The organism is Mesorhizobium sp. B2-3-7, from assembly GCF_006442695.1.
GTDB lineage: Bacteria > Pseudomonadota > Alphaproteobacteria > Rhizobiales > Rhizobiaceae > Mesorhizobium.
In genome coordinates this window covers 234,523-254,568 of record NZ_VFVV01000009.1, presented here as the reverse complement: position 1 = coordinate 254,568, position 20,046 = coordinate 234,523, and the positions used below count along the sequence as shown (strand labels likewise).

The 20,046-nt window shown below is 60.2% G+C and carries 19 protein-coding genes; 13 read left to right on the top strand and 6 right to left on the bottom strand.

The genetic code is table 11. From position 1 onward, the window contains the following. Window positions 1-13 precede the first annotated feature (13 nt). Genes FJ940_RS19610 through FJ940_RS19600 form a run of 3 tightly spaced genes read left to right on the top strand, consistent with a single transcriptional unit; the run spans window position 14 to window position 3,407 of the window. Complete coding sequence (locus FJ940_RS19610) at window positions 14-1,003, top strand: pyridoxal-phosphate dependent enzyme (RefSeq protein WP_140657582.1); 990 nt, start codon at window positions 14-16, stop codon at window positions 1,001-1,003. A gap of 11 nt (window positions 1,004-1,014) precedes the next feature. Beyond that, window positions 1,015-2,274: a cysteine desulfurase-like protein gene (locus FJ940_RS19605; protein ID WP_140558731.1), complete on the top strand. Its 1,260-nt coding sequence runs from the start codon at window positions 1,015-1,017 to the stop codon at window positions 2,272-2,274. 11 nt (window positions 2,275-2,285) lie between these two features. Then, on the top strand, window positions 2,286-3,407 hold the full coding sequence (locus tag FJ940_RS19600; RefSeq protein ID WP_140558730.1) for an aminotransferase class I/II-fold pyridoxal phosphate-dependent enzyme: 1,122 nt from the start codon (window positions 2,286-2,288) through the stop codon (window positions 3,405-3,407). 117 nt (window positions 3,408-3,524) lie between these two features. On the opposite strand, the gene FJ940_RS19595 is transcribed toward FJ940_RS19600, so the two are convergent. Continuing rightward, window positions 3,525-3,752 carry an IS3 family transposase gene (locus tag FJ940_RS19595; protein ID WP_140657580.1) on the bottom strand — a complete coding sequence of 76 codons (228 nt, stop codon included), beginning with the start codon at window positions 3,750-3,752 and terminating at the stop codon, window positions 3,525-3,527. Window positions 3,753-4,378: 626 nt separating this feature from the next. On the opposite strand from FJ940_RS19595, the gene FJ940_RS19590 reads away from it, so the two are divergent. The 9 genes from FJ940_RS19590 to FJ940_RS19550 are packed head-to-tail and all read left to right on the top strand — an operon-like array spanning window position 4,379 to window position 14,064. Then, on the top strand, window positions 4,379-5,524 hold the full coding sequence (locus FJ940_RS19590; protein ID WP_181168453.1) for a glycosyltransferase family 2 protein: 1,146 nt from the start codon (window positions 4,379-4,381) through the stop codon (window positions 5,522-5,524). Beyond that, entirely contained in the window at window positions 5,521-6,537 is a 1,017-nt protein-coding gene (locus FJ940_RS19585) for a glycosyltransferase (RefSeq protein WP_140517478.1), read from the top strand. The genes FJ940_RS19590 and FJ940_RS19585 overlap by 4 nt, the downstream gene beginning before the upstream one ends. Then, window positions 6,534-7,526 (top strand): glycosyltransferase, encoded by a 993-nt coding sequence (locus FJ940_RS19580; RefSeq protein ID WP_140657576.1) that lies wholly within the window; start codon window positions 6,534-6,536, stop codon window positions 7,524-7,526. The genes FJ940_RS19585 and FJ940_RS19580 overlap by 4 nt, the downstream gene beginning before the upstream one ends. Then, complete coding sequence (locus tag FJ940_RS19575; RefSeq protein WP_181171787.1) at window positions 7,510-8,613, top strand: Gfo/Idh/MocA family oxidoreductase; 1,104 nt, start codon at window positions 7,510-7,512, stop codon at window positions 8,611-8,613. The genes FJ940_RS19580 and FJ940_RS19575 overlap by 17 nt, the downstream gene beginning before the upstream one ends. Then, on the top strand, window positions 8,610-9,704 hold the full coding sequence (locus FJ940_RS19570) for an NAD-dependent epimerase/dehydratase family protein (RefSeq protein WP_181171786.1): 1,095 nt from the start codon (window positions 8,610-8,612) through the stop codon (window positions 9,702-9,704). Before FJ940_RS19575 ends, FJ940_RS19570 begins: the two co-directional genes overlap by 4 nt. Further along, entirely contained in the window at window positions 9,701-11,263 is a 1,563-nt protein-coding gene (locus tag FJ940_RS19565; protein ID WP_140657570.1) for a glycosyltransferase, read from the top strand. Before FJ940_RS19570 ends, FJ940_RS19565 begins: the two co-directional genes overlap by 4 nt. Window positions 11,264-11,313: 50 nt before the next feature. After that, a complete protein-coding gene (locus tag FJ940_RS19560) occupies window positions 11,314-12,258 on the top strand; it encodes a polysaccharide deacetylase family protein (RefSeq protein ID WP_181171785.1) in 945 nt (314 codons plus the stop codon). Beyond that, window positions 12,251-13,129 (top strand): glycosyltransferase, encoded by an 879-nt coding sequence (locus FJ940_RS19555; RefSeq protein WP_140657566.1) that lies wholly within the window; start codon window positions 12,251-12,253, stop codon window positions 13,127-13,129. Before FJ940_RS19560 ends, FJ940_RS19555 begins: the two co-directional genes overlap by 8 nt. After that, entirely contained in the window at window positions 13,126-14,064 is a 939-nt protein-coding gene (locus FJ940_RS19550) for a glycosyltransferase (protein WP_181169963.1), read from the top strand. Before FJ940_RS19555 ends, FJ940_RS19550 begins: the two co-directional genes overlap by 4 nt. Window positions 14,065-14,073: 9 nt before the next feature. Here the strand turns inward: FJ940_RS19550 and FJ940_RS19545 are convergent, their stop codons facing one another. Continuing rightward, window positions 14,074-15,303 carry an ABC transporter ATP-binding protein gene (locus tag FJ940_RS19545; protein WP_140558720.1) on the bottom strand — a complete coding sequence of 410 codons (1,230 nt, stop codon included), beginning with the start codon at window positions 15,301-15,303 and terminating at the stop codon, window positions 14,074-14,076. Between the two features lie 3 nt (window positions 15,304-15,306). After that, window positions 15,307-16,116 carry an ABC transporter permease gene (locus tag FJ940_RS19540; RefSeq protein WP_181168455.1) on the bottom strand — a complete coding sequence of 270 codons (810 nt, stop codon included), beginning with the start codon at window positions 16,114-16,116 and terminating at the stop codon, window positions 15,307-15,309. A gap of 629 nt (window positions 16,117-16,745) precedes the next feature. On the opposite strand from FJ940_RS19540, the gene FJ940_RS19535 reads away from it, so the two are divergent. Beyond that, window positions 16,746-17,735 (top strand): NAD-dependent epimerase/dehydratase family protein, encoded by a 990-nt coding sequence (locus FJ940_RS19535; RefSeq protein WP_140558719.1) that lies wholly within the window; start codon window positions 16,746-16,748, stop codon window positions 17,733-17,735. A 706-nt stretch (window positions 17,736-18,441) separates the two neighbouring features. On the opposite strand, the gene FJ940_RS19530 is transcribed toward FJ940_RS19535, so the two are convergent. Genes FJ940_RS19530 through FJ940_RS19520 form a run of 3 tightly spaced genes read right to left on the bottom strand, consistent with a single transcriptional unit; the run spans window position 18,442 to window position 20,046 of the window. Beyond that, on the bottom strand, window positions 18,442-18,828 hold the full coding sequence (locus FJ940_RS19530) for a c-type cytochrome (RefSeq protein ID WP_226880554.1): 387 nt from the start codon (window positions 18,826-18,828) through the stop codon (window positions 18,442-18,444). A 1-nt stretch (window position 18,829) separates the two neighbouring features. Further along, window positions 18,830-19,708, bottom strand: coding sequence for a cytochrome c oxidase assembly protein (locus FJ940_RS19525; RefSeq protein ID WP_140657562.1), 879 nt, complete (start codon window positions 19,706-19,708; stop codon window positions 18,830-18,832). Beyond that, window positions 19,705-20,046, bottom strand: coding sequence for a hypothetical protein (locus FJ940_RS19520; protein WP_140500656.1), 342 nt, complete (start codon window positions 20,044-20,046; stop codon window positions 19,705-19,707). The genes FJ940_RS19525 and FJ940_RS19520 overlap by 4 nt, the downstream gene beginning before the upstream one ends.

Below are 20,046 nucleotides of genomic sequence, written 5' to 3'. Positions count from 1 at the left end.
CCAGGACAGAACCATGTCGAACGAAGGTGACATCGCCGCCGCTGCCGCGCGGTCCGTGCGGGCGCATGCCCGCATCCGCGGCCACATCGCGAAGACGCCGCTGCTGGGCGCGTCCGCCGTCGGCGACGCGATCGGTAGCACCGTTTTGTTCAAATGCGAAAATTTCCAGTTCACCAACTCCTTCAAGGCGCGAGGCGCCTTCTCGAAGCTGACCGCGATGGACGATGCGACCGGGGGCCGGCCGTTCGTCACCGCCTCGTCCGGCAACCACGGCATAGCCTCCAGCTTCGCGGCGTCGCGCCTGTTCCGAAAATTGTCGGTCGTGCTTCCGCACAATGTCACGAAGGCCAAACTGGCGCGCATACGGTCCTTTGGCGTCGACGTGATCCTGCATGGCGACGAAAGCGGCCAGTCCGAGGCGCACGCGCGCCGCCTGGGCGAGGAGAAGGGACTCGTCTACGTATCTCCGTACAACGATCCCGACGTTGTTGCTGGCCAGGGCACGATCGGGCTCGAACTGCTGGAAGAGCATTCGCGTATCGACAATGTCTTCATCGCCATGGGCGGCGGCGGGTTGATCGGCGGCATCGGCGCCGTGATGAAGGCCTTCAGTCCGCGCACGCGGATCATCGGCTGCGCGGCCGCCAACAGCATGGCGCTGGCAGCGTCGATGGAAGCGGGCAAGGTGATCGATGTCGAGCACTTGCCGACGTTGGCCGACGGCGTCGCCGGCGGCATGGATGAGGATTCAGTCACGCTCGGCCTCGCCCGGTCGGTCGTCGACGATGTGGTCATCTGTTCCGAAGCCGAGATCGCCGGCGCGCTCGCCCGTCTCGCGATCGAAGAGCATCTATTGGTCGAGGGTGCAGCCGGCCTAGCGCTGGCAGGGCTGATGAAGCACCCGGAACGGTACCGCGGCCAAGTCAATGCGATCGTGCTGTGCGGCGGGAATTTCGACTACGACGAACTGACGGCCGCGATCGCGGCGGTGCGACTGACCTGAAAGGGAATTCCATGACGACTGGACGATGGGACATCGAGGCGGTGCGCGGGGCCTTCCCGGCGCTGGCGATCACCGACGACGGCAAGCCACGTATCTATCTCGACGCGCCGGGCGGCTCGCAAGTACCGGCACGCGTGGTCGAGCGCATGAGCGAGGTGATGCTGCGAAGCTGCGCCAACGAAGGCGGTGCCTTCCACACCTCGCGTGATAGCGACCGCATCTTGGTGGGAGCGCATGCAGCGGCGGCCGCCTTGCTCGGTGCACAGCCGGACGAGATCGTCTTCGGCCTCAACAGCACCTCGCTGATCTTCCATTTTTCGCGCATGGTGGCACGCGACTGGAAACCGGGCGACGAGATCGTGCTTACCCGCATGGACCATGATGGCAATGTCGGCCCGTGGATCATCGCAGCCGAGGAACGTGGCGTCACCGTCCGCTGGCTCGAGTTCGATACCGAAACCTTCGAATATCGCTACGACATGCTGGACGAACTGATCGGCCCGCGCACGCGTCTGGTTGCCTGCAATCACGCGAGCAACATCTTTGGCACCGTCAACGACGTTGCCCGTATCGTGGCTGCTGGTAAAGCTGCCGGCGCCGTCACCATGGTCGATGCCGTGCAGTCGGCGCCGCATTTGGCCCTCGACGTGTCGGCGATCGGCTGCGACCTGCTCGCATGCTCTGCCTACAAGTTCTTCGGTCCGCACGCCGGGGTCATGTATATACGGCCGGAGCTGCGCGACCGGCTCACGCCGCTCAAGGTGCGGCCCGCCTCCTTCGACATGCCGTGGCGCCACACCCCCGGCACTCCCTCCTTCGAGGCGCAGGCCGGCACGCAGGCGGCGATCGAGCACATCGCTTGGCTCGGCGAGCAGTGCGCCGGCGTCGACGTTGCCGCGCCGCTGCGCCAGCGCATCGTGGCGGGATTGGAGGCGGCGACCGACTACGAAGCCGGACTGATGGACCGGTTCCTGGCGGGTGTTGCCGGCATTCCCGGTTTCAAGCTCTGCGGCATCGCCAGCCGCAACCGGCTGGACGCCCGTGTGCCCACCTTCAGCTTCCGGCTGGCCAAGAAGTCGCCGCAGGAGATCGCAGCCGCGCTGGCGGGCGAAAACATCTTCGGCTGGGCCGGCGATTTCTACGCTTATGAAGCCTCCGGCCTGCTCGGCCTGCGCGAGCAAGGCGGAGTCGCTCGGCTCGGCCTATCGCATTACACCACAGCAGACGAGGTCGACCAGGCCGTTTTGGCCGTCGCCCGGCTGGCAGCCTGACGGGGGAAAGCATGGACTACGCACGCATGGTGATCGAGAAGGAATCACCGGAGGAATACGGCTATGACCGCATTCGCTTCAACCTGTCGGAAAGCTCCGTACGAGACCGTAAGCTGTCCGATTTCCATCTCTCCGTCCCTGACCTGCTGCTGCCCTATGGCGAGCATCGCGGCGACCCTGAGCTTCGGGCGTTGGTAGCCGCGCAGGGCAAGGGCCTCGGCCCCAACGACGTTTTGGTGGCCGCCGGCGCCGCTGGCGCGCTGTTCATCATCGCCACCACGCTTCTATCGCGCGACGACCATCTTGTCGTGGTGCGGCCGAACTATGCCACTAACATCGAGACGCCGCGCGCCATCGGCTGCGGCATCACCTTTATCGACCTCAAATTCGACGATCGGTTCGGCCTCGACATCGATGCCGTCGCCAGCGCTCTGCGCCCGAACACCCGCTATGTCAGCATCACCTGCCCGCATAACCCAACCGGCACGATGATCGGCCGCCCTCAACTGGACGCGCTGATCGCCTTGGTCGAAAAGGCGGGATGCAGGCTACTGGTGGACGAAACCTACCGCGACCTGACCCATGGCGAGATGCTGCCCCCCGCCGCCTCGCTCAGCCCCGCCGCGATCAGTGTGGCTTCGCTGTCCAAGGCTTACGGCGCGCCGGGCATCCGCGTGGGCTGGATCATGACGCGCGACGTGCACTTGATGGAGCGCTTCCTGGCGGCGAAGGAGCAGATCGGCATTTGCGGCAGCGTCGTCGACGAGTGGATCGGCGCCCGCATCCTGGAACGCCGCGACGCCTTCCTCGCCGCGCAGGCGCCAGTGCTGGCCGGACGCCTTGCCATCATGCGCGATTGGATTGAGAGCGACGAGCTGATCGAATGGGTCGAGCCCCAGGGCGGCGTGGTCTGCTTCCCCCGTTTCCGTCATGGTCCGGGATTCGATTTCGACGACTTTTACGCCGACCTGCTGGAAAGCTATGGCACCTATGTCGGTCCGGGCCACTGGTTCGAGATGCCGCGCAACCACATGCGTGTCGGCTTCCTCTATCCTCTTGAGGACGAACTGCGGGGTGGCCTGGCGGCGATCTCCGCAGCGATTCGCAAGCATTCTTCCCGGCAAAGGTCGTGACATATACGGCGATGTCCTGCCGCCGAAGGCGGCCGTTGCCGGGGCACCGGGTGAGGCCGACGCGCGCCCTTCGACGATGGCAGTAAGGTCTATCTGGAAATTCCTGTGCCGCATCGATCAGGGCGAGGCACCCCCGCTCTTCATCATCGGCGGGCGGAGGCAGCCAGCGACAAAGCGGCGCCTGATCCTGGGCTGCAGATCACGCTCGCGCATCAACCGCCTGACCTTCTTGGGGCTGACGACGATGCCGCGCTGCCGCAGCGCCGCCTGCATGCGGCGATAGCCGTAAGCTTCGAAGCTGTCGGAGATTTGACCCATCGTCTCGACGAGCGCTGTGTCATCCACGGCGGTGTCGGGCTGATCGTAGTAGGTTGATCGCGCGCCATCAGCCGGCAATCCTGCTTGTTCAATTTGTCCGGTCCCAGGGGCGAACTCCAGATGGAAGGCGAATTTCCGCAGTCTTGGGTGCGATTCAGTCAGCTCGTGACATTCGTGAACGCGCGCAGAAAAGAGACCGTTTATTCTCGCGGCATCCCGAAACCGTCGCGAATTTTCCTTAACGGGTACCGCTTTTGACGATCTATCTACTCGCCATCCAGGGGCATAGATTGCAGGAACAGGAGATACTCTCGGATCCGCCACTCTGCGTGGGCGGCTCTACGCACGGGCGAGATCATTTTGGGTCACTTAGTCAGGGTGCAGCGTGGGCTATTGCGTGAGTTTTCGAACCCCAAGTCGGCCAGGGGCGAAAGGAAAATACGCTATGGGCTGTGGCACAAAGAGAATGGATCGGCCACCTAAGAAGGCCGGGCGAGGGCCGTCCAGTGTGCGTGGCCCAAAATGTTAGTGAGCCGGACAACGGCCGTTTAGCAGTACATGCAGAGCTCAGAGGCCGGGTGACAGTGAAGGGAAGTGGCCGCACCAAGGGGAGTTGTTCTACGAGCAACTCACAATGTCCTACTCACGCATTCGTGGCTGTCATTATCCCTGCCTACAACGCAGAACAATTTATCGAACGCACCTTGGCGTCGGTGATAAACCAGACATACAGAAACATCGAAATAATAGTCGTTGACGACGGCTCGATTGATGAAACTGCATCAATTGTCCGCCGACTATCCAATGACGATCCGCGTATCAAGTTGCTACAACAGAAGAACAGTGGCGTCGCGTCGGCGCGGAATACGGGGATACGTGCAAGCAAAGGCATCTATATAGCTCCTATAGACGCCGACGATCTCTGGCACCCAACCAAACTCGAAAAGCAGCTGCGTGTTTTCGCTGCAGCAGGCAATGATGTTGGGCTTGTCTATACGCTTTACCGGACGATTGATGCCGATGATAAGGCGATCATTACGCCTAAGCGCATGCACCCGCACGGATGGGTATTCATGCAGCATCTCGGACAGAACTTTATCGGTCACGGAAGTTCGGCAATGTTCCGGCGCGATGTCTTACTCGAAATGGGTGGCTATTCCTCGCGACTGCGCGAAAACGGTGCGGAGGGTTGTGAGGACTTCTTCCTCCAATTGAGTATCGCCTCGAAATACCGATTCGATGTCGTCAAGGAGCACTTGGTCGGATACCGCCGAACGCCAGGAGCCATGTCGCAAGATTTCGTCCGAATGCTCATCTCGCGTCGGATGGTGCTCGAGAGCCTCTTTGCTCGCTGCAGCGAGATGGTGAGCCCGATCCTATCGGATGTGATGTTCCGTAACGATGTCGAGATCGCCAGGCTCGGGCTTAAAAGGCGCCGCTTTGCTGCCGTCGGCATGAACTTCGCCAGAGTGCTCTGGCGATCGCCCTCGCAGTTCGCGAAAGTCGTCGGTGCGACGCTTGCCATTTTCCGGCGCAAGGCGAAGCAAGGAACCAAACTGGAACGCGAAGGCCGCGGCTCGGGGATCGGGAAACCGTTCTGGGACTACGCTGTCGATGAGCTTTTCGATCGCGGCGAGAATACCGATTACCGTGCCTTGCTCAACAATCTGGCTGCAATGGACAGCAAACTTGGACCCTGCGGAGGCTATTTGGCGCAGCATCCCGAACGAGGAACCTTTGCAATGCCCCAAGAAGGCAGCGGCTCAGACAGCCCGTTTCTCCTTAGAGGCTTGGAATGAAGAAGCTGCTGCTGTCGGAAGAGCAGATGTCGTCGGGCCGCAATTTGGCTCAGAGGGCAGAATGCACTTTTGAGCGGACAGTGAATGAACCGACGGTCAGTGTGACCGTGCTCATTGTCACCTACAATCACGCTCGCTACGTAGCGGCAGCGATCGACAGCGTTCTCATGCAAGATACGGAATCCGGTGTCGAGATCCTGATCAGCGAAGATTTTTCGACGGACGGTACCCGGGAGATCGTGGAGCGGTATGTATCCGATTATCCCGAAAGACTATCGGCGATCTATTCTGGCAGCAATTTGAGATCCAACGAGGTCGTTGCGAGAGGACTCCGGGTTGCGCGCGGGCGCTATGTCTCGATCCTTGATGGCGACGACCTGTGGACATCCAAGACCAAGCTGCGAGATCAGGTGGCCCATCTTGACGCGCATCCTGAGCTCTCGGCCATATTTTACAATGCGCTCGTGGCGCACGGCGACGAGATCACGTCGCGGCGGTGGACGCCACGGGATCAGAAGCCCTTAATCACACAAAGGGAAATTTGGGAAGGCAATCCCTTCGCCACTTGCGGCGGTATGATGCGAACCGCGTGCGTTCGGGATGTACCGTCTTGGTATGCAGATTTCTTTCCGATTACTGATTGGCCGCTGTATGTGCATTGCGCAAAGACAGCAGACCTCGCCTTTGTCGACGAGGTGGCAGGTATCTATCGTCTGCACCCGGGTGGGCTTGTATCGGCGCTGCCAAGCCCGCTCAGGCTTGATGCGATCGAGGGATTCTACCGGCGAATGGCGAATGTCATGGATGCCCGTGGGGCACAGTTTGCCCGTGGCGGCTGTTCCCGCTACTTTTACGAATGGTCGAAGCAGTATCTGAACGGAGGTGACTTGCCGTCGGCCAGATCGTGCTTCCTACGATTGCTGCGAAGCGGCACTGGCGGAAACAACGTGCCGAAACGCGATATCGCGCGGTTGGCACTGCTCCTGCTGAAATCCTCGGTGCTCGGGAGATGACGGCTTTCCGCAACTTCGAGAATCGCGATCCGGTCCCGTCATTGCCACAGGCGGCTGTTCGTCCGAAGTGGTCGGTGATGATCCCCGTCTATAATAGCGCCCGCTTTCTTGCCTCAACGCTGCAAAGCGTGCTCGCGCAAGCCCCTGACCCGGCTCATATGCAGATCGAAGTGGTTGACGATTGTTCGTCCGACGATCCGCAAAAAGTCGTGAACGAAATCGGGGGAAGGCGTGTCGGCTTTTTCCGCCAGCCGCAAAACCTCGGCCACATCGGCAACTTCCATACCTGTCTGAGCCGAGCCCAGGGGGAACTTGTCCATCTCCTGCACGGCGACGATGCCGTCCGACCAGAATTTTACGAATTGCTCGGTCGGGGTTTCGATGCGGATCCGAGAGTAGGAGCGGCGTTCTGCCGGACGGTCTTCATGGACGCCCACGGACAGCAGTTGTCGATCGAACCTGCAATGCAGTCAATCTCCGGAAGGCTTGAGAATGCGGTGGTCCGATTGGCGCTCGAACAGCGCATCATGACGCCGTCCATCGCGGTCCGACGCGCGGTCTACGAAGAACTCGGCGGCTTCGACCGGCGGCTGAAATGCAGCGAAGACTGGGAGATGTGGATACGCATCGCTTCTCGTTTTCCTGTCTGGTACGAACCGCAAGCCCTTGCGCTTTATCGGATGCACCCGCAATCGAACACAGGGCGCCATATCCGGAATGCCGCGGACATGGCCTACACGCGAATGGCGATTGATATTTTCAAGAGCTATCTTCCAAGCGAACTCGCGGACGATGTCGCCGCATCGGCTCGGCGGACTTATTCGCAAAGCGCTCTCGAAACCGGACGGCGGCTGCTTGGCTCTGGTGATTGGGCTGGATGCCTCGCGCAAATGAGTGAAGCCTTCCACCTCGATCCGTCGCTCAAGACAATTGGACGTATGCTGTGGCTCGTTGCGAAGCAGGGAGGCGAGATTGTCCGCCCAAATTGAAACTGTGCAACGGCAGCCGGCACGGCTGCGGCAAGGTGAGCCTGTCCGTCTCGTTTTGGCCGGATGTGGCGCCGTCACGAAGCTCTACTATGCGGAAGCGCTGTCGCGCCTTCAAGGCAGAGGCCAGATCGCAGTCGCAGCCATCTTTGATCCCGAAGCGAAATCCGCCGCGGTCGTACAGGCGCGGCTGCCCGGAGCGAAGGTTGCAGCCAGTTTCGACGGCCTTCTGGCTGTGGGCGCCGATGTGGCGATCATCGCTTCCCCGCCTCGATACCATCTTGATCAGTCGATGCAGGCGTTGCGGGCCGGCATGCATGTTCTATGCGAGAAGCCGATGGCCACGAGCAGCTCCGACGCAGACCTTATCCTGGCGGTAGCGGCAGCCAACAATCTGCATGTGGCAACAGGCCTCGTCAGAAGGCAGTTCCCTGCCACCCGATCGATAAAGGCCATGGTCGAGAGTGGATTGATTGGAAAGATCCAAAGTGTCTGTTGTTTTGAGGGTGGCCCTTTCCAGTGGCCTGTCGCTTCGACGAGCTATTTCAGCCGCGCGGAATCCGGCGGTGGCGTGCTTCAGGACATAGGCACGCATTGCCTTGACCTCCTGACCTGGTGGTTCGGAGAGCCCCATGAAATCCACTACGCCGATGACGCAATGGGCGGCGTCGAGGCGAACTGCCTTGTCCGGTTAGGTTTTGGCGGCTTCGAGGCAACGGTCCGGCTGAGCCGTGATTGGGCTCGTCCGAACCTTTACCGTCTTGAGGGCGAACGTGGCTCGATTTCTTGGGCAGCCAATGAGACTGAGCTTGTAGAGATCGCCTTGAAAGGATGCCGCACGGCAGCCACCGCCTCCTTCACCAACACCGACGACCGGTCGCGCGATTTCGTCGACGCGTTCTGCGATCAGATTTCGGACTTGGTCGACACGGTCCGAAATGGAACCCTCCTTTCCGGGTCAGCCACAGCGGGGCGCAACGTGCTCAAGCGAATCGAGGAATGCTATGCCAGACGGAAACGGCTGGACATGCCTTGGCTCGGAGCAGAAGACTTTCGCCACGTCATTGCTTCCGCCGAGACCAGACAATGACCGGCACTGTTGCCGTGCTTGGCGCCAGCGGCTTCATAGGTTGCCGGACAGTGGAGTTGCTGCATCTTTCCGGCTGGGCTGAGGTGAGGCCGATCGTTCGCAGGCCGAGTGCTTTCGCCAACCTGTCCCGCTTTGCGATCGATGGAAGGGTGGCGGATGCGCATGACGTTCCGGCTCTTACTGCGGCCCTTCTTGGCTGTCAGTCCGTTGTTCATGCAGTTGCCGGTGATAGTCGCACGATCGTCGATGCCGTCGAGCCTGTCTATCGTGCCGCCGCCGCTGCGGGCGTCGTTCGCCTGGTCTACCTCAGTAGCGCATCCGTTCATGGCCAATCGCCGCCGGCCGGAACGGACGAAACGAGCGCGCTGCACGACGGCCAGACGGTCGAGTACAACAATGCCAAGGTTCGTGCTGAACGTCGTCTCGGGGAATTGTCACGGGACGGTGCAGTCCAGGTGGTGGTGCTGCGGCCCGGAATTGTCTTTGGCCCGCGCTCCAGCTGGACGGGGGGCTTCGCCAACGATCTCCTCGACGGCTCTGCCTATCTGGTGGATGGCGGCCATGGCATCTGCAACAGCGCTTATGTCGACAATGTCGTTCATGCGATCAAGCTTGCCATCGAAGTGCCCGAGGCGGCTGGGCAAACCTATCTGGTCGGGGACCGCGAAAGGATAAGTTGGGCAGATCTTTGCCGCCCGATAGCCGAGGCATTGGGCTTCGACCTGGCTGCGATTTCGGTTTCCGCGCCATTGTCATTCGCGCCGAACTGGACACAATGGCTGAGAGATGGCGACCTTTACCGGCGGCTTGTCCGAAGCCTCCCGAGACCCGTTCGTAGCGGACTAAAGGTAGGCTATGCCGAGTGGCGGAAATCAGGGCTCGATCAGAGGCCGCCTATGGCTCCAAAGATCAAGGTATCTGAAGAACGTGCGCTGTTGCACCGGTGTCGGGTGAAACTCCCGTCGGCCAAGGCCGAGCGCGAGCTCGGATACCAGCCGGTGGTCGGCTTCGAGGAGGCATGTCGGCGCTCAGTCGCATGGCTAACCTTTGCCGGCTACCCGACTGCGCAGAGCCAAGTGGGCGAAAGATGACCGTCAGACCCGCGGCAGCCTGTGTCTCGGTTGTCATTACGACCTATAACCATGCTCGATTTCTCGCGGAAGCGATCGACAGTGTCCGGAACCAAAGCGTGCGGCCCGATGAGATCATCGTTGTGGACGATGGTTCGTTGGACAATCCCGAAAATGTTGTTCGCCGGTATGTCGACGTCCACTACATCCGCCAAGAAAACCAGGGTTTAGCCGCTGCCCGCAATACGGGAATGAAGGCAGCACGTGGCGAATTCATCGCGTTCCTGGATGCCGATGACAGGCTGCGCCCGACGGCGCTCGCTACCAATCTTGCTTTGTTCCATGACAGTCCGGATTGCGCCTTGGTCTATGGAGCCTATTGCTACATCGATGAGGCCGGCGCAGTCAGGAATTCAGTTCCGCTGAGGCCGGTGGGAGAGGACCCGTATGCCGGATTCTTGACCGGCAACCTGATTGGAATGCATGCGACAGTGCTCTATCGGCGTAGCACATTGGAGGCTGCTGGCGGATTTGACCGATCCCTGCGGGCTTGCGAGGATTACGACGTCTACCTTCGCCTGTCTCGGGCAAACAAGGCCGCATGCACCCCGGAGTGTCTCGCAGATTACCGCAGGCACGCAACGAATATGTCCAACAGCAATCCGATGATGTTGCGCGCGGCGCTCAAAGTCCTTGGCCGGCAGAGGAATCTTGCGCGGACCAATCCAGACTGGACGGCCGCCTACCATCAGGGCGTCGAAAATTGGAAACGCTATTATGCGCACCTGCAACTGGGACAGCTTAGTACAGCGGTTCGATCCCGTTCTTCGCTCGGCGGTCAGCTCCTGAACACCATTGCCGTTTCGCTCGCAGCGCCATTGCAGACCACCATGATGCTGCGGCAGCGTTTCAAGGGCTGGTCAAGTCGGCGCCGCTCAGGCGTCCGGTTCGGTGACCTCAGCCGCCCGCTGCCCTTCAGTACAAATTTCGGTTTTGATCGCGGCAAGCCAGTGGACCGCCGCTATGTCGAGACTTTCCTCGCATCATGTTCGCTGAACATATCCGGCAGGGTTCTGGAGATCGGGGACAACGCCTATACGACCCGCTTCGGAGGCAGTCGAGTAGCCAGGAGCGACGTTCTAAACCGATATGAAGGTCACCCGCTGACAACCTTCGTTGGCGATCTGGCCAACGGCGACGACCTGCCGCCCGAGACATTTGACTGCATCGTGCTCACCCAGACACTGCACCTCCTTTTCAACATGCCTGTCGCGGTTGCAACCCTATGGCGGATGCTGAAACCGGGAGGCGTGCTTCTGGTCACGGTCCCTTGGGTAAGCCCGATTGACCGAGGAGAATGGGGCGAGAGCTGGTTCTGGTCGATAACCCCGGCGGCGCTGGGCCGGCTTCTCTCAGACAGGTTCGGGGTGGAGAATGTCGAAGTCCGCCACTATGGAAACGCCTATTCGGCTACCGGGTTTCTCTATGGCTTGGCGGAGCATGAGCTGAATTCGGCAATGCTCGATGTGCATGACCCATGTTGCCCGGTGATTGTCGCCGCGCGCGCTTTCAGGCGATGAGCGGCGTGACAGTGCGTCAAGCTCTTAGCAAGCTCCTGCGACGGGGCCGATTGCTTGCCGGTTACAACCGGCCGCTCGTGCTGATGTATCATCGCGTCGGAGAACCACGCGTCGATCCTTGGGAACTCTCGGTCTCGCCACAAAATTTCGCACGCCAAATCGAAATCCTGACAAAGGCGCGCGATATTGTTCCCCTGCAATGGCTGGCACAACGGCTTCGGGACGGAAAGCCAGCGAGAAATGCCGCGGCAGTTACCTTTGACGACGGTTATGCGGATGTCGTGCAAAATGCCGTGCCGGTCATGCTACGCATGAACGCTCCTGTGACCGTCTTCGTCACTACCCACGCGCTCAGCGACCCCTCAGTGTTCTGGTGGGATATTCTGTCGCGCATCACTTTGGAAACGCCTGCTCTCCCGGAGAGGCTCGCGATCCAGATCGCAGGCCGAAACTATGATTGGCTCGTGACGGAGGACGCCACGCGCGCGAAATCGAATCTCGTCATCAGCCGCACGGCGCTCCATTTCGGCTTGCACGCACTGCTGAAGCCGTTGAGAGTACACGAACGGAGGAGGGCGCTGCAGCAGCTGGCAAGATGGGCAGGAACCGACGCCAGCCCCCGAAGGTGTGACCGCGCCATGACTCATTCGGAGCTGCGGCATCTCGCCGACACCGATGGCGTTTCGATCGGTGCCCACACCTGCACGCATCCATCCCTGCCGTTGCTGAAACGGGACAGTCTTGAACGCGAGATCTCTGCTAGCCGCCAACAATGCGAAGAGATTACAGGGCGGAGGGTGGCGGGATTCGCATACCCCTTCGGAGACTTCGACGACAGCACCGCCGAAGCGGTAAAATCTGCTGGCATGGACTATGCAGTAACCACCCTGCCGCGTGAAGCTGGGCTCAGGGTCGACCCCTTCCGACTGCCGCGGGTCACGGTCGCTGATTGGGGTGAGAGAGAGTTCCGGCGCGCGGTCCTTTGCCATGGCTGACCATGCATGCCGAGAACCGCGCGTCACGGCAATCATCGTCGTGTTCAACGGCGAGAGATACCTCCGGGAAGCTATTGACAGCGTTGTAGGTCAAAGCTTCACCGACTGGGAACTCCTCGTCGTCGACGATGGCTCGACGGACCGTTCATCTGTCATCGTGCGCGACTATGCGCAGCGCTTGCCAGGCAAGGTGCGACTACTCTCCCATCCCGACAAGGGCAATCATGGTATCAGCGCGTCGCGCAACCGCGGGCTGGCCGAGGCGCGGGGCGCCTATGTCGCGTTTCTCGATGCAGACGATACATGGCTGCCCGAAAAGCTGTCCGAACAAGTCTCCATCATGGAAAACGATCCGGCGCTCGGTCTAATCTACGGCCGGACGTTGATCTGGCATAGCTGGGCAAAGCTTGCTGGTCGTGCGGACTACTATTACCCGCTCGGAGTCGAACCGAACGCCCGATACGATCCGCCCGTGCTGCTGGAACTGCTGCTGCAGAACCAAGCCCAGACGCCGACAACTTGCAACGCCCTGATGCGTTCAAGTTTGTTGGCAACGCTCGGGGGATTCGAGAACAGCTTCCGCCTGATGTTCGAAGACCAGACCTTCTTTGCGAAGGCGCTCGCATTCGCGCCCGTCTACGTGTCCGGCCAGACCTGGGCGAGATACCGCCAGCACGTCGAAAGCTGCTCTGCCGCTTCTGCCAGGGCAGGCGCTGACGAAGCCGCGCGTATCATGTTTCTCAGATGGCTGAATGGGGTGATGGCGGATCAGGGCGCCTCCTTCCGCATTCGTTCCGCAATCTGGAAAGTGCTCGCGCGCGAAACCTGGAAGACGAGCAAGCGAAGCATCGTAAGACGGCTGCAGCGATGACTTCCGTGCCGCGGGTGACGATCATAACCCCCTTCCTCAATGCGGCGTCAAATCTGGGTGAAGCGATCGCCAGCGTCCGGGCCCAGACGATTGCAGATTGGGAGCTCTTGCTGGTTGACGACAATTCGACGGACGACAGTATCAGGATCGCCAATGATGCCGCGGCAATCGATCCTCGAATTAAGGTGCTGCGCAGGCCTCCCGGATCCAAGCGTGGCGCCGCGGCAGCGAGAAACGCCGGAATAGCGGCCAGCTGCGGCGATTTGCTTGCCTTCCTGGATGCAGATGATTTGTACGAGCCGCATATGCTGCAGACGGTCCTGGCGGCAGCCGATGCCAACCCGGATGCCGCAATGATTTTCGGGCCGACCAAATGGTGGTACCCGGATGGAGCGCGCTCCGACTGGGTCGAGCCGACGGATGGACTTGCCGCACGCTTACATCAGCCCCCCCGGCTTTTGGGTCGGCTGCTGCTGATGCAGGACGGCCACGTTCCGTGTACCTGTTCCGTGCTCTTGCGGAGAAGCGCGGTTAGCACGGTTGGTGGCTTTGAGGAGCACTTTGAGCTCTATGAAGACCAGGCTCTGTGGGCGAAGCTATTCCTGCGATTCCCAGCCTTTATCACTCCTGTAACTCTCGCACGTTACCGGCAACATTCCAGTTCGGCCTCGGCGATTGCCACTCAGCGAGGGCTCTACGATCGGATGGGGAAACACCCCGCCCGCGCCGCTTTTCTGGACTGGATCGCGGAGCATATGATGGAAAGTGGAACGCGGGATTCCCGCCTCCAATTGGCGCTGCGGCTGGCACGCGCGCCCTATGTCACGCCTGCAACGATCGGAAGCAAAGCCGAACGGCTTGCCCTGAAGATCATGATGTGGACAGCAAAGCAGCGGCGCAGGATTCGGCGACAGCTTGCGCACGTGGCCAGGTGAAAACAGGCGTCACTTCCTGACCACCCATCGATGCGGGAAGCTGACATTGCCAAAGCCAGGCTGGGCGCTGACCGGTCGATCGTCGAGCAAACCGGGCATGACATCGAACACAGCGGCCGTCTCGACATGGTCTTCGACCACCCTGTCGTCCGCCACCAGCGCTACGTCAATCCTGTAGCGCCCTGGTCTCAGCATAAGGCTGTCCACATGTACCGTGTAGACTTCGCCGTGACGGTCATGCAGGGAATGCTCCCGGCTATCAAATGAGGTCACAGGATCCCCGAGATCATCAATGATAGTCACAAGGCACTGCAATGTTTCGCGCGGCCCATCAACCTGAAGCCGAAAAGTTGCCGGCTGCCCGGACGCGACGGGACCCATTTCATTGAAAACTTCGATGCCGACCACACGGAGGCGGCCGCGCCCGGTGCGCGTGGATCGCACACTCAGATCGGTTCCTGCGCGGGCCTCAAGCGTCTGGAGATAATCCCGGACCACGTCCTGAGTCGGACCGTCCGCCTGGATCATCCCGCCGTCGATAAGGATTGCGCGGGTGCAAAGTCGCTGCAGAACCGGCATCTGGTGACTGACGATCAGCACGGTGCGGCCTGTCCCGGCGATGCTCGCTGCCTTGGCGATGCATTTCTTCTGGAACGTGGCATCGCCGACGGCCAAGACCTCATCGACCACCAGAATGTCGGGATTGACGTGGGCGGCAATCGCGAAGGCCAGACGCAAGTACATGCCGCTTGAGTATCGTTTGACAGGCGTATCGAGAAACGGCTCGACCCCGGAGAAATCCACGATCTCGTCAAGCTTGGAATTGATCTCGATGCGCCGCATGCCGAGTATGGCCCCGTTGAGATAAATGTTCTCACGGCCGGTCAGTTCGGCATGGAACCCCGTGCCGACCTCCAGCAAAGCTCCCAGCCGTCCATGTATCGTCGCGCGGCCGGAAGTCGGCTCCACGATCTTCGCCAGTATCTTGAGAATGGTGCTCTTTCCTGCACCGTTGGGACCGATCACGGCAAGGACTTCGCCTGCGTGCACCTCGAAGGAGACGTTTTTCAACGCCCAGAACGGCTCGTCCGCACCTTTGCGGTGGCTTGTATCGGCCTCCCCGCGAAGACCCCGCCTTTTGCTGGCGAGCGCGTCTCGCAGCGTGGGGAAGCTGTTGTTCGCCACACCAAGTCTATACGCCTTGGAGAGATTGGCAGCCTGGATCACGATGTCGGTCATCACTCAGATCAGGTCCGGAAACGCGCGTTCGGATTTTGAGAAGATAGTCAGTCCGGCAACGAGAAGGGCTAGCGAGGAGAGCGTTGATATCGAGATCATGAGCCAGTCCGCAGGCGTGCCCAGCACGCTCCAGCGGATGGCCTCGACTGTCCCAACCATTGGGTTCAGACTATAAAGCGGCCGCCACAATTGAGGGACGAGATTGGCTGGGTACACGATCGGGGTCATGAACAGAAGTATCTGAAGGCTGAACGGCAACAGATAGCCCACATCGCGAAAGCGAACGTTGATCGCCGACAATGCCACGCCCACTCCAGTCGCTGACGCAGCCATTACGAGCACGAACAGCGGCAAGAAGACTGCTTGTGGTGCCGGCCAGCTTCCGAATGCCAGCATGGCGGCGAACAAAAGAGCGAAGCCGACGAGCATATCGGTCAGGCATGAGGCCATCGTGGAGATGGGAATGATCAGACGCGGGAAATAGACGCGTTTCACCAGTTCCTGGTTTCTGACGAGGCTGCCCGTCATGCTGGCGACGGCTCGCGAAAAAAAACTCCATGGCACAAGCCCACACAGAACAAATAGCGGGTATGGCGCGCCGTTGGACGAAATGCCTGCGAGCTTGCCGAAGAAGATGCTGAAGACCGACATAGCAACGAGCGGCTGCAGCATTGCCCAAAGGATGCCCAGATAAGTCTGCCGGTATTTGACCTTGAAATCACGCCAGGCCAGGAAGAACACAACTTCCCGATATCGCCAAAGCTCGGAAGGTTCGAACAGTCCTCGCTTGCGGGACGGATCGATGATTGTCACGACAGCTGATTGCGCGCCTGTCCGATCTGACACGATGATGGCGTCCGCCTCCCTTGACAGCCCCATTGAGGCCTACATTTCCGCGCAGTGCAATCAGCACTTTTGATGGTGCCTGCCGTTCCACGAACCTCACCATTCGAGAGCGCAAGCAGCCGCCCTTAATGCTCGACCAGATCCTCCGGGGGCGCGAGATCGCGCCACATATCCCCGTTGTTCGATAAGAAGGAGGGCATTTCTCGCACACGGACTTTACGTTCGATCCGGATGCGAACGAACACCTGCCCGGGCCGTCTGAGTTTCTACCGCTACTCTCCCACCTGTGCTGGGTTTGTCGAGGATACATTTCCCATTGAACTTGTGGTGATGTTATGCCCATCGAAGATAGTCAGGCTACAGAAATCTGTCGTTTTTACAGTGTAGTGTATGCACTGCACCGCTGGTGACAGGGTCCTTAAGATGTGCCATTGTCCAATGGGGTGGTACTATTTGCGCGGATTAGGGTTGTTCGGGCGATGCGCGTTGCGCGAACCATCATTGCGTGGAGGGAGTGACATCTCATTGGAAATTCAGACGGCTTGACGAGTCAGCGTTCATAGCTCCTGAGCAAGCTGCAAAGCTTTGGGTCGGAAATGAAAAGTGTTCTTGTCGCGGGAGCAGCCGGGTTCATCGGATCCCACCTGGTTGATCGACTGTTGTTAAGGCAAGAAATCAATCGAATTGTTGCTGTTGACAATTTCTGGACTGGTACGCGTGCCAATCTGGATCATATCGCCGACCCTCGCTTGGTCGTGATAGATGTGGCTGTTGAAGATTTTCAGCAGGGGAGCCTTTTTGACGAGATCTATCATCTCGCCTCGCCTGCTTCGCCTCCCTGGTATATGCAAGATCCGGTACGAACCATCTCGGCCAACGTAATAGGAACTATGCGGCTTCTGACCCTTCTTCGCGCCGGGGGCCGCTTCTGTTTCACGTCCACGTCTGAGGTTTACGGCGATCCGCTGGTAACGCCGCAACCGGAAACTTATAGGGGCTCCGTTGATTGCACCGGGCCGCGTTCATCGTATGACGAAGGTAAGCGTTGCGCCGAGGCCCTGCTTTTTGAGAGTAACCGATTGAGCGGGCTCGACATTCGAGTTGCAAGATTGTTCAACGTCTACGGACCTAGGACACGACCTGACGATGGACGTGCAGTATCAAATTTCATCACGAATGCGCTGTTCGGCAAACCTATAATCGTTTTTGGCGACGGCTTGCAGTCGCGGAGTTGGGGATACGTCAGCGATATCGTGGACGGCCTAGAACAATTCTTCTGGGGGAAGGAGCATGGTTATATTGGTCCCCTGAACATCGGAAACGATCGTGAGATTTCCGTTGTCGATGTTGCCCGTTACGTCGCTGGCTTGGTGCCAGGCACCAAAATCGTGCATGTTGATCCGATCCCCCAAGATCCGACGAACCGCTGTCCGGACTTAACCCTAGCGCGGAGGATCATCCCCGGCTGGGCCTGTCAAATACCTCTTGAAGAGGGTGTGCGCCTCACCCTGGACTGGTTTCGCCGCCAGCAACAGAACGACTTGTCCAGTGTCTCCTCGGACTCGATGGTTGCCGCATCGGTGTGAGTGGGATCCGCCCCGATAAAATGTGACCGAAAAAGGGGAGAAATGTGCTCGCCGCAATCCGGATTCTTCGACCAACGTCGCGGTATGCTCAACCGGCCAGTTCGATGCTGTGAACGCGCGCTTCCGCGCATCGTTCAGGGCCCACCGAAGGCGACATACAAGTGCGGAAGGCTCCTCCGCGGCAATGCATGGTTCCCCGGCAACTCCTCCAACGCGTGGTCGGCAGCCCTATGGGTGTTCGAGCGGCGCGGATGGCCTGCACGCTCTCGCTCGGCGACGATCCGTGATGGTCACTCACATCTTGCGCTGGCAGGTAATAAAGCCCGTACGACCGGAAGGCTGGGCGATCAGAGGCAGTGGCATGTCTTGATCAGGAAGATTACTCCCACGGAGTAAGGCAGGGCTAAAAGCCCCAAGGCGATCCAGAAGCCGGGTTCGGCCATTGCGGCGAGATCTGACAGAAGTTGCTTCATGTCGCCTCAGTCCACGCCCCTGATCGCTCCGCATCGATCCACAAGGAAAGAGCCCGCTCTTGAGGGAGGGGGAAGCGGGCTCTTGGCTGGGGCTTATGACCCAGCAGCACGGCGGACTTGAATTTGTACTGCGCCGGCTGCTGTCCAAACCATAATCGGGCAGCTTTGTTCCCCCGTCGGTCGGCTATGGTCCTGGGCGCAGCCCGTGGTCCCGCCGAGGCGGCGAGACTGGTCTATCTCAAAGCATAGAGATAGGCGGCGATGTCACGCGCTTGCTGCTCGGTGATGCCGGTGGAGGGCATGGCGGTGTGCGGATTGATGTCCCTTGCTGACCGTATCCAGTGGATCATGTTCTCCGGATTGTTAGCCAGCACACCGCCAACATAGATCCTGTCAGATAGACTGGCGTCCAGGCGTGGGCCGACGTGGCCTACCGCACCGGGTACACCGGTGATGGTGTGGCAGCCGGCGCAGCCATTCGCCAGCATGATCGGTATCGCACGTGCACCGACGCCGCCGGTAGCGGCATCCGCCTCTTGCTGCACCCGACGGGCTCGGTCGGCCCACAATGCGAGCGCGCCGCCCGCGACGACCAGCAGAATGCACACGGCGATGATCAATTTAGATGGGCCAGGGCGCATGCGCGACCTTCCTGGTTCCGCTCGTTGTTATCCAGAGGCCGGCCAGCAATAGCGCTGCCCCGCCATAGATAAGGCCGGCCGGGACCCACATAACGAGCCCGGCAAGCTGCTGGTCCTCGATCGGGCTTAAATTCCACACTGCCGCCCCGGCAGCATTCTCCGGGTACCAGAGCTTCGGCGATAGAAGAAGCAGGACGCCGAGCAGGCCGGTGTGCAGGGAGGTGAAGAAAAGATGCATCACGGCATTTCCATAGGTCTGCTGTTGGCTTGGGCGCGGCAGCAACGCCCACCAGAAGAGCAGGCCTGTGCCGAGGAAGCTCGCATGTTGGGCATAGTGCAGCACGCCATGCTCGAGCGCTGCCTCAAACAGGACCGGAATGTGCCACACCCATATCGCGATCCCGTGAACAATCGTTGCGGTGACAGGCCGGCTCGCAAAGGTCCAGAGCGCTCGCAGCGATTTGCCATGCCCAACCATACCCAGGGCACGCCGAAACGTTACGGGAAATGCCCACAGCAGAGCAGGGGCGGGGCAGGCGATGACCAGCAGCGGCGCCGCCACTGCCATCAGCAACTCGTGCTCGATCATGTGCGCGACAAACAGCCGCTCGCCGAGAGCATGGATCGGACTGACCAACGCTGCCGTCAGTACGCTCCAGCCGGCGGCAAACAGCAGCGCCTGACGCATCCGTAGCGGACGGCCGCGAGTGCTGCGGCGCCACAGCCGCATCGCACCGGCCATGTAGATGAGCGCGACGGCCGTCAGCGGGGCCGTGATGTGAAGCGCAAGTGTCCATCCGGCCTCGGGCGCGCCGGAGCCATAGCAGATCGAGGTGGAGAAGAGAGTGGCCAGGTTCATCGCAGACACTCGTCCAGGATAAGTGCGGCGCTTCCCTGCATGATGATGACCAGTGCAAACAGGAGAGCCGCCAGCATGCCGAGATCGGCGACGAAATGCTCGGTACCGCGCGTGCGTTCTGCTTTGAAAGCAGCGCCGCCTTGCCGCTTTGCCTGCCAGGACAGAGCACCGCCCAGAAGCGAGAACAAGGCCAGCAGCAACGCTAAGGGAAGCACGACCGGCACCTGGTGATTGCATTGCCAGGGAACCAGCGAGTAGTTCAGTTGCGTCGAGACCGCCCAAGCCAACGGGCCCGACAAAAGCCCACCCCAGGAAGTTCCCAACCGGACCGCGCGCAT